The 12,592-nt window shown below is 44.4% G+C and carries 7 protein-coding genes and 1 pseudogene; 4 read left to right on the forward strand and 4 right to left on the reverse strand.

Annotation, left to right across the window (positions count from 1 at the left end; translation table 11 throughout):
• Positions 1-9: 9 nt before the first annotated feature.
• Positions 10-4,854, reverse strand: a complete 4,845-nt coding sequence (locus tag NJD71_RS09445; RefSeq protein ID WP_319051718.1) for an NAD-glutamate dehydrogenase — start codon at positions 4,852-4,854, stop codon at positions 10-12.
• A 470-nt stretch (positions 4,855-5,324) separates the two neighbouring features.
• Between NJD71_RS09445 and purD the strand changes: the two genes are divergently transcribed.
• On the forward strand, positions 5,325-6,641 hold the full coding sequence (gene purD, locus NJD71_RS09450) for a phosphoribosylamine--glycine ligase (RefSeq protein ID WP_319051726.1): 1,317 nt from the start codon (positions 5,325-5,327) through the stop codon (positions 6,639-6,641).
• Positions 6,642-6,947: 306 nt separating this feature from the next.
• A complete protein-coding gene (locus tag NJD71_RS09455) occupies positions 6,948-8,339 on the forward strand; it encodes an ABC1 kinase family protein (protein WP_319051719.1) in 1,392 nt (463 codons plus the stop codon).
• A 128-nt stretch (positions 8,340-8,467) separates the two neighbouring features.
• Here NJD71_RS09455 and NJD71_RS09460 read toward each other — a convergent pair whose 3' ends face one another.
• A complete protein-coding gene (locus tag NJD71_RS09460) occupies positions 8,468-9,145 on the reverse strand; it encodes a DUF938 domain-containing protein (RefSeq protein WP_319051720.1) in 678 nt (225 codons plus the stop codon).
• Between the two features lie 179 nt (positions 9,146-9,324).
• Here NJD71_RS09460 and NJD71_RS09465 point away from each other — a divergent pair, with 179 nt between their 5' ends.
• Together NJD71_RS09465 and NJD71_RS09470 are read left to right on the forward strand one after the other, a co-directional pair.
• Positions 9,325-9,516: a DNA gyrase inhibitor YacG gene (locus NJD71_RS09465; RefSeq protein ID WP_319051721.1), complete on the forward strand. Its 192-nt coding sequence runs from the start codon at positions 9,325-9,327 to the stop codon at positions 9,514-9,516.
• Positions 9,517-9,557: 41 nt separating this feature from the next.
• Entirely contained in the window at positions 9,558-10,739 is a 1,182-nt protein-coding gene (locus tag NJD71_RS09470; protein WP_319051722.1) for an aspartate aminotransferase family protein, read from the forward strand.
• Between the two features lie 104 nt (positions 10,740-10,843).
• Here the strand turns inward: NJD71_RS09470 and NJD71_RS09475 are convergent, their stop codons facing one another.
• Both NJD71_RS09475 and NJD71_RS09480 read right to left on the reverse strand, forming a co-directional pair.
• Positions 10,844-11,743, reverse strand: a complete 900-nt coding sequence (locus NJD71_RS09475; RefSeq protein WP_319051723.1) for a LysR family transcriptional regulator — start codon at positions 11,741-11,743, stop codon at positions 10,844-10,846.
• Between the two features lie 229 nt (positions 11,744-11,972).
• Positions 11,973-12,592: pseudogene (locus NJD71_RS09480) on the reverse strand (DNA polymerase III subunit gamma/tau); the annotation flags it as partial.

Genomic DNA, 12,592 nt, shown 5'->3' on the forward strand with positions numbered 1-12,592 from the left:
AGTGACTACTTATTTAGTTACTAGGCCACTCAGCTCACTCATCAGTACGGATAGTGTTGAGAGACCAATTTGAGCGTCTGCATCGTCACTATACATATCGTCAAGCTTTTGCATTTCTGTGGTGACCGCTGCCAGTTGGTCAACGTGTCGTGCTCTCCACTCACTAAAGGCCTGCTTGGCATCTGGTTTTGATAGTATTGCATCCATCAGTAGGCGCAAGCTGCGTGACAACTCATTAACTAATGCATGACGTGCACGGCGATCCCAGTAGTCTTGCTGTGGTAAATTGGCAATATTGTCCATCATCCAATCTAACTGCAATACTTGATAAGCTTCGAAATACAAAGTTGCGATCTCATCGACAGGACGCTCATATTGCTCAGCAAGCAATGCAGCGTCAAGGGCATCGACATGATACGGTAGCATTGCAAATAGCGTAGCATCGTTATCAGACAGCTCTTTTTTCATTAAATGCTTGGTATCTTCTTGCAGATATTGTGCAAATTGCTGCTCGATAAAGCCACTTGGTTTGGTCAGTTTTTCAACACTGTCACTAAAGCGGCTAATCATATCAGCGACTTGCAGATTTTGCCCAAAGGCATTGATAAACCAGACCACACCGCGCTCTAATGAATCACGCAAACGCAGCTCAAGATTCAACAGCAGTGTTGCATCAACCTGATTGTCTAACGCTTCTAGTGCCTTCCAAGCGCGCGATACATTGAATACATCGCGGCTGATCACATAACCTCGGACGATGGTTGCCAACGATTGATCAGTTTCTTCAAATAGACGGAATAGCGCCTCAATACCTAAGCGGTTGACCACGCTATTGGTCAAGTAAGTACTGATGATCTCACGATGCAAGCGGTGTTCCGTCATCTCATCAAAGAAACGTGAGGCAAGCTCATCTGGAAAGTACTTACGTAGCTCGTTAATGAAGTATGGATCATCTGGAAGATCGGACAATAACAGGCTGTCATACACCCACATTTTGCCATATGCCAAGACGACTGCTAGCTCAGGATTGGTTAGTCCTGTATCTGCTTTTTGACGTTTTGCAATCTCTTCGTCTGATGGTAGATACTCAATCGCACGATCCAGACGCCCTTCACCCTCTAGCATCTGAATAAAGCGCTGATGATCACTTAAATTAGCAGCGGCTCTGATGTGACTCAGTTCAATCGCTTGTGGCTGCAAGTAGTTCTGACGTAATACAAGTTCTGCTACGGTATCCGTCATACTCTCAAGTAGCTCATTACGCTGTTTGAGCGTCATATCACCTTGCTCAACCACTTTACCCAGTAGGATCTTAATATTGACTTCATGATCCGAGCAGTTAACACCGCCTGAATTGTCAATCGCATCGGTATAGACACGACCACCGTTTTGGGCATACTCAATGCGTGCTTGCTGGGTGAAACCTAAGTTACCACCTTCGCCAATGACTGCGGCGCCAAGCTCACTACCATTCACACGCAGCACATCATTGGCACGATCGCCAACGTCCGCATGCGTCTCATTCACACTTTTTGCATACGTTCCAATACCACCATTCCATAGCAAGTCGACTGGCGCTTTGAGTAAAGCACTGATCAGCTCATTGGGGGTTAGCGTATCAGCACTGATTTCAAAGAGAGACTTCATCTCAGGACTGATCACGATGGTTTTATCTTGGCGAGAGAAGATACCGCCGCCTTGGCTGATCAATGAGGCTTCATAATCTTCCCATGATGAGCGTGGCAACTCAAACAAGCGTGCGCGCTCAGCATATGAGGCTGCAGTATCTGGATTGGGATCAATAAAAATATGCAGATGGTTAAAGGCAGCAACCAGCTTAGTATGCGTTGATAGCAGCATGCCATTGCCAAATACATCCCCGCTCATATCACCAATACCGACCACAGTGAAATCATCACGGTTTTGAATATCTTTGCCTTGCATACGGAAATGACGTTTGACTGACTCCCAACCACCACGCGCCGTGATCCCCATCGCTTTATGGTCATACCCTACTGACCCACCTGATGCAAAAGCATCATCAAGCCAGAAGTTGTACTCTGCTGCTAGCGCATTGGCGATATCAGAGAATGTCGCAGTGCCTTTGTCCGCAGCAACAACTAAGTATGGATCGTCCTCATCATGGCGTACCGTGTTGGCTGGCGGGACAATCGTACCATCAACGATATTGTCTGTGACATCGAGCATACCACGCAAGAATGTCTGATAGCAGGCGATACCTTCGGCTTGGAACGCCTCACGACCGTCGGCCATGCTTTTGGTCTTGACGATAAAGCCACCTTTAGAGCCAACAGGCACGATCACTGCGTTTTTGACCATTTGTGCTTTGACCAGACCCAGTACTTCGGTACGGAAATCTTCCATACGATCTGACCAGCGCAGACCACCACGGGCGACTTTTCCGCCACGCAAATGCACGGCTTCGACACGCGGAGAGTAGACAAATATCTCAAACATTGGTTTTGGCTTTGGCAGATTTGGAATATCTGCGGCCAAGAACTTAAACGACAAACGATCTTTGCGCTGACCTTCACTATCCGTCTGATAGAAGTTGGTACGTACCATCGCGTTAATCAGGTCTAAGTACCAACGCAAGATACGATCTTCATCTAGGCTATCCACATCTACAAGTGCAGCGGTTATTTGCTCTTGGATTTGCGTAGCTTTTGCTTGGCGATCGTCTTCACTATGCTTAGGATTCATACGCGCATCGAATAAACTACCTAACGCTACGCTGATATCACTGTTTTTGACTACCGTTTGCTGGATATAGGTACTAGAGAACGGCGCGCGTGCTTGTAACATGTAGCGCGACAGTGCACGCAGCACCACCACATCATACGTATCAAGCTTAGTAGTTAGTACAAGCTCATTGAATGAATCACTCTCAACACGTCCTGCCCAGATTTGTTTTAGGCTGTCTTCGAACTGACCACGTACGACTTGCATATTGACGGTATCGACATGCTCAAGGGTCAACTCGTACTCTTGCATCCAGATAGGCTGCTCTGGCAAATCAAACTCATATGTCTGTGCTGAGATGACTGACACACCGAAGTTTTCGAGTATCGGTAATACTTTTGACAAAATAACAGGTTGCTCGCGACCATACAGTTTTAGGTGGAGCTGATTACGTGCATCGCCTGTCGACTGGTATAAATGCCACAGCATCGGGTTCTCTGTAGTCAATCCAGCCAAACGCTTGGTATCCTCGACGGCAGTACGCGCATCAAAACGCTCTTGGTATGCCGCGGGAATATAATCTAAAAAGCGACGACTCAAGGCATTGGCTTGTTGCTCACCGACATTATCGAGTAGCATTTTTTGGTAGTTATCATCCCATGACTGCATGAGTGCTGATAGTTTGGCTTCAAGCGTTGCAATGTTGACGTCATTTACCTGACCGGGCACAGTACGCACATGGACATGTACGCGGGCATGCGCAGATTCATTAAATTCAGTCGTAAACCCTGACGACATGCCGTTGTAGGCATCTTTTAGGACGTTCTGTACCTTAATGCGTAGCTCCGTGTTGAACTTATCACGCGGGATATAGACTAGGCACGACACAAAGCGCTGGTAATGATCGATACGGCTAAATAGACGTAGGCTTTTCTTATCTTGTAATTGGCTGATACCAGAGACAATTGGATATAGCTCTTCAACGCTGGCTTGGAACAAGTCATCGCGCGGCAAGGTATTGATTACATGCATCATCTTATGATGAGCATGACCATCACGTGGCAAGTCTGCCATAGCCATAATCTTATTGGCTTTTTCGCGCAATAGCGGAATTTGCTGAACCGTCAGCTGATACGCTTGTGACGTGAGCAAACCGATAAAGCGATACTCACCAACCAACTTACCATTATCATCAAATTTATGGATACCCAAAAAGTCCATATATACCGAGCGATGGATCGGTGATACACGACTTGATTTGGACAGCATCAATACGCGCGGTTCAGTCAATAACTGCTTTAACCCTTTAGGTAGTTGACTAAAGCTCTCTGACAACTTGTCTTGTTCAGAGCCGCGTAACAGACCAAGTCCACTATTGCCAATGGCAAACAGATCTAAATTGGTCGGTTCGCTTACTTCGATTTCGTGACCACCTTCTAAGCGATATTCGCGATAACCTAAGAATATAAAGTGGTCATCTAATATCCAATCCAAGAACGCTTGAATTTCTTGCTGTGAATAAAACACTTCTGGTAATGGTTTGTTAGACAACTCAGCTTTGATGTCATTGAGCTGAGCACGCATTTGTTTCCAGTCACCAACGACCGTATCAAGCGTATCGATTTTAGACAGCAGCATTTGCTGTAGAGCATCCAAGTCTTCATTATCTTGATAAGCGATTTCACAGTGAATCAATGACAAATGAGAGGTTGCACTTTCATGTGCGCCTTCAACATAGGTAATCTGACCGTCATCATCACGCTTAACACTCACGATGATGTTGTACGTGCGGTGCACATCGATGCCTTCAGCCTCAAGGCTCATCAAGATGGTATCGACTAAAAACGGTCTATCATATGCGACGATTTGGATCACCGTGTGTGAGCTATGAAAGTGTTGCTCTTCCGCCAATGGGTTAAATACGGCTAGCTGCGGCTTGCTGCAATCATAGGCTTTGAGCAACGTAAAATGATGTAGCGCCATGCCCGCCAAGTCAGCATTGCTAATCGCCTCTGCAGTCTCTTTATGCAGCGGCTGATAGTAGCTATGAATAAAATGATCAAATAGTGATTTGTCTTTTTGTACATAGCCGGTAGCAATATCGCTTATCTGGCTAATGCGCTCTTTTGCGATACTGAGGGAGTTTGGCATTGTCCTTCGTCCTTTTTATAGATTTGGTTTGTCTCTTTATTTATGTTTATCAATCCGTATCAACTGCTTTTATTGCACATTTCTTTTCACAGAATCGTTGTCAAAAATTGCAATATAATGGCAGTGTGTCCAGTCACGTGACTTATTATTTTATAACTTCTACAGATTTTCTCCTTTTTCGTTCTTATTTTTATAAATATGTAGCAATCAGGATGTAATCCTACTATTACAGTGAAGTTTAACGCACCTGCGGCGTTAGCTAAAGCGTACAACATCATTTCATGAATCAGTGATATGTCGATAACCTTTGCTAATGAGACAATGATGACGCAGCCAGTAATATTCAAGATTAAATGCTGGCACGTGGATACTCATAGTAATCAAGACTGTTTTTTTGTTAGAATATGTCGACATATTTACGAGCGTACGACTAGCTCATTATTAACTTAATGCTAAGGGCAAACGGTATGATGAATATTTTGGTGATTGGCTCAGGTGGTCGCGAACACGCACTGGCATGGCAGTGTGCAAAAGATGACAATGTCGAAAATGTCTATGTCGCTCCAGGCAATGCAGGCAGTGCACTTGAACCTAAATGCCAAAACGTCGTCTTAGCGTCTGCGAACGCTGATGCGAGTGAGCATGCCGCTGTCATCGAATTTTGTCAAAATAATAGTATTGATATGGTTATTGTTGGACCAGAAGCACCTTTGGTTACAGGTATCGTTGATGCCTGCCGCGAGGCTGGTATTAAGGCATGGGGCCCTACTGCTTACTGCGCGCAACTAGAAGGTTCTAAAACCTTTGCCAAAGAGTTTATGGAGCAGAACCATATCCCAACAGCCGCTTATCAAGGGTTTACAGAGGCTACTGCGGCTAAAGCCTATGTCGATGAGCAAGGCGCACCCATCGTGATCAAAGCGGATGGACTTGCCGCTGGTAAAGGCGTCATCGTGGCTGAGACCATCGAGCAAGCGCACGAAGCAATCGATGATATGCTCGCGGACAACAAATTTGGGGATGCTGGTAGCCGTGTGGTGATCGAGCAGTTCTTGCAAGGCGAAGAAGCCAGCTTTATTTGTATGGTCGATGGGGAAAATATCTTACCCATGGCAACCAGCCAAGATCACAAGCGTGCTTTTGAAGGTGACACAGGTCCGAATACAGGCGGGATGGGTGCGTATTCCCCTGCGCCTGTCGTGACCGCAGATGTGCATAATAAAGTTATTGAGCGCGTCATTCAGCCAGTTGTTGATGCAATGAAAGACGCAGGACATCCCTATACTGGATTTTTATATGCAGGTCTTATGATTGACCAAGCAGGCGACCCATATGTGATCGAATTCAACTGCCGTTTTGGTGATCCAGAGACGCAGCCTATCTTGATGCGTCTGCAATCATCGATGGTAGATTTGGTCGCGCAAGGCTTATCAGGTCAACTACCTAGCGAAGCAAAATGGGATGAGCGTCCTGCTTTAGGTATCGTTGTTGCCTCAAAAGGTTATCCTGAAACCTCATCGAAGGGCGATGTCATCGCAGGCTTGCCAGAACTAGATTCGACAAACAGCAATGCTGTCAAAGTATTCCATGCAGGTACAGCGTTTTCTGATAATCATGAAAATGAGATTGTCACTAATGGTGGTCGTGTATTATGTATTACTGCCTTAGCAAGCAATATCTCTGAAGCCCAGCAAGCAGCACTAGCAGTCACTGCTGCCATTAGCTTTGACGGTGCACAATATCGCCGTGATATTGGTCATCATGCCATCACTCGTGAAAATGCGTAACGAGCTTATACCCATCAAGAGCCATTAAACGCTCATCTTGCGTTGTCGTTTCAAAATTGGTGCGTATACTTTACAGCATTATTCGACCTAGCTTTATGCTAGGTCTTATTTTTGGTACGCCGTATAACGCTCAGTAATAATACTCGTACCATCTCACGGCTTACAAAGTAACTATCAACAGCCAGCCTACGCTCATAAACCCAATGTGCTTTATATGGTACAATTTTATACCCGTGCATCACATCTCCCTTGTATTGTGGGTATCGAACCCGCAAATCAATAGCAACTGGATGAATGATTATATTTATGGCAAATGATACGTCTAAACCTTCTAGCAACAAGCAATCAATTGATAGTCTAAAAACCTCAGGGTTTGATCGCCGAATGTCGATTGCCAAAACCTCCTTGAATATTGGTCGTCGTTGGGCGGGCAATAGCGTGTCTGGCATGTTTTTAAATAAAGAAGCACGCACAGCACGTAACCAAGCGTTTATGGAAGCTCAGGCAAATTATCTGGCATCAGAGCTTGGCAAGTTAAAAGGTTCAGTCGTCAAAATCGGTCAAATGCTAGCAATCTATGGCGAGCACATACTGCCGCCAGAGATTACACGTGCCTTACAAACGCTCAATGATGATACCGCAACGTTGACGTGGCCTACGATTGAAAAAACATTGCATAAATTATTGGGTGAAAAACTAAGCGAGCTTGATGTCGACCCTATTCCTATTGGAACAGCGTCTCTTGCTCAAGTTCATCGCGCTACCGTACTGGCGACAGGCGAACAAATGGTACTAAAGATTCAATATCCAGGCGTGGCTGATGCTATCAACTCTGATCTTGCTCTTTTTAAACAGTTACTCAGAGTCAGTAATATTGTTCCACAAACACGTGCACTTGATGCTTGGTTTGAGGAAATACGTGACCTACTCCATCATGAGGTTGATTACGAAGCAGAGGCCGCAACGACAGAGCGCTTTTATGATCGTTTAAGTGACGACCCGCGCTATATCGTTCCGAAGATCAACCGTACCTACTCTAAAAAGCGCTTACTTTGTATGTCTTATGAGCCAGGTATCACCGTGGTCTCTGATGAATTACAGTTACTACCTCATGAGCGCCGCAGTGCAATCGGTCAAGCTGCTATCGAAATCATGATGCAAGAGATTTTTGTATGGGGTGAGATGCAGACAGATCCTAACTTTGGCAATTATTTAGTGCGCGTCAGCGAAGGCGACGACATCGATAAGCTTGTTTTATTAGATTTTGGCGCTATCCGCCAATTCGATAATCATTTACTGACCATAGCCCGCGGACTGCTACGAGCAGGATACCGTCACGATCATCAATCAATGATGCTTGCGATGACAGGATACGACTTTTTCGACAGTATGAGTGACAAAGTACGCTCTGATATTGCCTCGCTATTTTTACTGGCGACAGAGCCTTTCAGTGATCCTGACAATAATAAAGATATCCCTAGCGAGTGCCTGAATGAGCAAAAATGCTATATCTGGGCTAACAGTAAACTGCACTCACGCTTATCCACCAAAGCCACTCGCGCAATGCAATCCTTCGAATTCAATCTTCCGCCAAAAGAGTTTATGTTCATTAGTCGCAAATTCATTGGCGCATATACTCTTTTGACAGTTCTTGACGCTTATACCAATTCTAATAATTTGGTTAAACCCTACCTATAGTCGTTAATTCTAGTCTTTAAGTTCGAGATTTCTTGGACTGCTCTTTAGGAGCAGTTTATTAATTTTCTTTTTTTTGCTTAGGCTATTTTTTATTCGATCTAATGTCTAGCATTCTTCTGTTACTTAGGTCATTTTCCTTCATACAATGATGTCGCTTGCCAATCATCAAATCTGGTTTTATACCATTTAGGCTTACGGATATTCAACTCCCAGCACACTTCTTGCCGTGCCAAATACTTCACTTCAAAGTGAGTACGCTGACTATCTGCAGGGACTTGATAACGAGAATTTGGAAGACACCATACCTTAGTTGCCTGAAACTCTGCGTTGTCCATATATGCTTCAATATTGGTGACCACTACTACCTCACCATTTACCTGCAAGCGAGACAATAGAAATTCAAAGAAAGGCATATTTAGCCATTGTTGATTGGGGTTCTGCTGTTCGGGGTTAGGATAAAGAATAAAAATCTTGCACAGGCTATTGGGCTTTATAGCATGTACGGTCCAAGCAATAGCATCTGCATGAATCGCATCTAGGTTTGATAAGGCCTGTAGCGTAGTCTGTTTTGAGAAAGCTTCAAATTTATTACGGGTGCGCTCAATCGCTATTAAATGCTTGTCAGGATTCTGCGCTGCAAAGCTTAGCGCGTGCTTGCCCTTCCCTGCTCCGATCTCTAGTATCAGCGGTTTTTCACTCAAATTTTCGTTGATGATTTTAGGTATCACAAAGTCACGCGGTGCTGAGAGTCTCTGTGGTTGAAACGCTCGCGCTTGCTGATGAGTGAGCTCAGTATTGTCTGTCATTTATTATCCTTAAAGCATTTGTCTTTTGTCATTATTCGGCCCCATGCTATTATATAGCCAATCTAATTTAATAGTAATATAGTGATGACCAGTCCTTCAAAATGCATCCTAATGTAGACGATGATAGAAGGCTGCGCGTAAATGATACTAATAACATTAAGGATGCTCCCACTTTTATTATGACTGACTCTAATTTCCATGCTACGCCCAAAACCTACCCTTGCCCACGCTGCGGCACACAGACTGCCTGGCAAGACAATAAATACAAGCCATTTTGTAGTAGTCGCTGTAAGCTAATCGACTTAGGGGCTTGGGCAAATGAAGACTATACGCTACCTGCAGAAACCACGCCCTTCTCTGACGAATTATAACCCCCTATTTTACTCAATTTACTATACCAAGGATGTCTTACATGTCTGCTACCTACCTCATGCCTACTTACAACCGTCAACCTATTAGTTTTACACGTGGTGCAGGTAGTTGGCTCTATACCAAAGATGATACGCCATACCTAGATGCTCTAACTGGTATCGCGGTATGCGGACTCGGGCACTGCCATCCACAAGTGACAGAGGCGATTGAGCAGCAGGCGTCTACTTTGATTCATACCAGTAACTTGTTCGGTATTGACTGGCAAGAGCGTGCGGGAGAGGCGTTATGTACGGCCGCCCAAATGGACAGTGTGTTTTTTGCCAATAGCGGTGCTGAAGCGAACGAAGCTGCACTAAAAATTGCACGCCTGTATGCGCATCAGCAAGGCTTTACGCGTCCAAAAGTGATCGTGATGGAGCAGTCATTCCATGGTCGTACATTACTATCGCTATCAGCTACTGCCAACCCAAAGGCTCGTGAAGGGTTTTATACGCTAGATGAAGACTTTATCCGTGTGCCATTTGGTGATATTGCTGCAGTTAAGCAGGCAGCTTTGGATCATCAGGATATTTGCGCCATTTTTGTAGAGCCAATCCAAGGTGAAGGTGGTCTAAATACTGCGGCAAATGGTTTCACTTATTTAGAAGAGTTACAGGCAGAGTGTGATGCTCACAACTGGCTATTTATGCTCGATGAAGTACAAACAGGTAATGGCCGTACTGGTAAATATTTTGCTTATCAGCATAGCAGTGCTCGTCCTGATGTATTGACGACTGCTAAAGGCTTAGGTAATGGCTTTCCAGTCGGCGCTTGTATGGTACGAGGCCGTGCTAATGGTTTGTTTGGTGCAGGCAGCCATGGCTCTACTTACGGTGGCACACCTTTAGCCAGTCGTGTGGTACATAGCGTGTACGATGTACTCACCAATAGTGACATTATGGAAAATGCAGTGACTGAAGGTTTGTTCATTCGTGAAAGCCTCGTTAATGCATTAGGACAACATGGTGTGAGTAGCCGCGGCGCTGGTATGATGATTGGTATTGCGCTACCAGAAGATATGGACTGTAGCCAGTTGGTAGATCGTGCGCGTGATGAGCAAAACCTAATCCTCAATGTAACGGGGGGTCATGTCGTCCGTTTGCTACCACCACTTAATATGAGCCGTGATGAGAGCACACAAGTTGCTGAGCGCTTGATTGACCTACTAAGACCCTCATTCTAAGAACTGCTTGAATATATATAATCAAAAAAGCCTATAGATATCATTATCTATAGGCTTTTTTCTAGCTATTTATTTGATAATACGACTGTCTAAAACAAACCGCTCTAATGTGCATGGAAATATTTTTTTAACACTTCTAGACAACGAGTGATTTTGGCAGGTTGTTGGTCACGGTTTAGAGTGACCGCATAGAGAACAAAGCTTGGCAGTTGATAGCCAGTTAACACTTCTACTAGCTCTCCACTCTCAAGCTCTTTTTTGATGTCCATTTCCATCATTCTAATCAAGCCATGACCTTCTTTTGCCAGAGTCGTGGCCATAAAGACGTTATTGGTATAAATACGCGAGTTCATTTTGATACGTGTTTTCTTACCAGTCTCTGTTTGAATCATATCAACCTGATTGGCCTCTTTCATGATTTCAATAGATATCAGTTGATGGTCGGCCAAGTCTTTTGGTGTATTGAGCTTAGGGTGGTGACGTAGATATTGAGGCGACGCTACGAGCAACTGACGTACATCGGTGAGCGGATGACTACTTAGGCTTGCATCATTGATCGATGGACTCATACGAATCGCAATATCGATACGCTCATCAATCATATCGATATAATGATTATCTGCCAGATAGGTGACACTAAGATCATCATGCGCCGCCATCCATGTGGATAGCGCTGGTAATATATGGTTTACACCAAGCTCAGGCGTCGTCGATATACGTAAACTACCTGCGAGCTCATCACGCAACTGATTAACTTTAATTCGACCTTGTTCAGCAGCACTGACCACATCTTTTGCAGACTCATAAAAGCTCTCACCAGCTTCTGTTAAGCTTAGCTTACGAGTTGAGCGGTGTAATAGGACAACACCTAGCTCATTCTCTAGTGAACGAATCTGCTGACTGACTGCACTGGTGGTAATACCAAGCTCACGAGCTGAGCCACTAAAAGAACCATGTCCGACCACACTGGCGAACACAGCCATACCGCGTAAATTATCCAACATATTCTCACCTAAACTTCATTTCAGTTTTTAATATAACTTAATCATTATAACGACTTTTGATTTATCTTATCGTTACTAAATATTTTCTCTTATATAAGAGCGCCCATTTGTGCTGCGGTAAAAACAAAAATATCAAGGCGATAGCGTATCATCACCTTGATATCTTATATAAAACCGTATTTAAAACATATTCATATTTGAAATGGTTTTAATAACCGTTTTTTAGAACTTAATACAGTTGGACCTTGCCCATTTTGCCCTCGCCCCGCTCCGTCAAATACTGCATCACTGGTGTGTTCAGCAATTTTGTCTCAGCAACCGTTTTTGCTTGCTCTAAGCGTTTTTGTTGACGACGCTCTGGTGTTTTATCATCACTTTGCATGATGCTATTATCGATTTTTAAATCAATCTGTGCCTGTGTGAATTGCTGTTGCAACTTTGCAGCCAGTTGCTGAAAAGTCGCTTGTAAATGCTTGCTGTCCACACTAGTCAAGAACGTTGCATTGCCATTACATTGACCTGTCATTGTGCCTTGACGAGCAAGTGCTAACTCATCTTGAGCTAATACTTCTGCTTCACGAGCAGTCTGCAGCCAGTAATCCCATTTTTCCGAGTTCCACTCCCCCGTCAGTTCTTGGGACGTACAGCGTAACAAAGTGCGCGGGTCTTCATCAGATGGTAATAGTAACTGAGAATTATTTGCATCAGGCTCAACAACAGGTTCAGGCTCAACAACAGGTTCAGGCTCAACAACAGGTTCAGGCTCAACAACAGGTTCAGGCTCAACAACAGGTTCAGGCTCAACAACAGGTTCAGGCTCAACAACAGGTTCAGGCTCAACAACAGGTT

The organism is Psychrobacter sp. PP-21 (assembly GCF_033790785.1).
Classification (GTDB): domain Bacteria; phylum Pseudomonadota; class Gammaproteobacteria; order Pseudomonadales; family Moraxellaceae; genus Psychrobacter.

What these genes read in the sequence shown, in the direction of transcription:
- NJD71_RS09445 (WP_319051718.1), bottom strand. Translation starts at nt 4,854, where the DNA reads ATGCCAAACTCCCTCAGTATCGCAAAAGAGCGCATTAGCCAGATAAGC.
- purD (WP_319051726.1), top strand. Translation starts at nt 5,325, where the DNA reads ATGAATATTTTGGTGATTGGCTCAGGTGGTCGCGAACACGCACTGGCA.
- NJD71_RS09455 (WP_319051719.1), top strand. Translation starts at nt 6,948, where the DNA reads ATGGCAAATGATACGTCTAAACCTTCTAGCAACAAGCAATCAATTGAT.
- NJD71_RS09460 (WP_319051720.1), bottom strand. Translation starts at nt 9,145, where the DNA reads ATGACAGACAATACTGAGCTCACTCATCAGCAAGCGCGAGCGTTTCAA.
- NJD71_RS09465 (WP_319051721.1), top strand. Translation starts at nt 9,325, where the DNA reads ATGACTGACTCTAATTTCCATGCTACGCCCAAAACCTACCCTTGCCCA.
- NJD71_RS09470 (WP_319051722.1), top strand. Translation starts at nt 9,558, where the DNA reads ATGTCTGCTACCTACCTCATGCCTACTTACAACCGTCAACCTATTAGT.
- NJD71_RS09475 (WP_319051723.1), bottom strand. Translation starts at nt 11,743, where the DNA reads ATGTTGGATAATTTACGCGGTATGGCTGTGTTCGCCAGTGTGGTCGGA.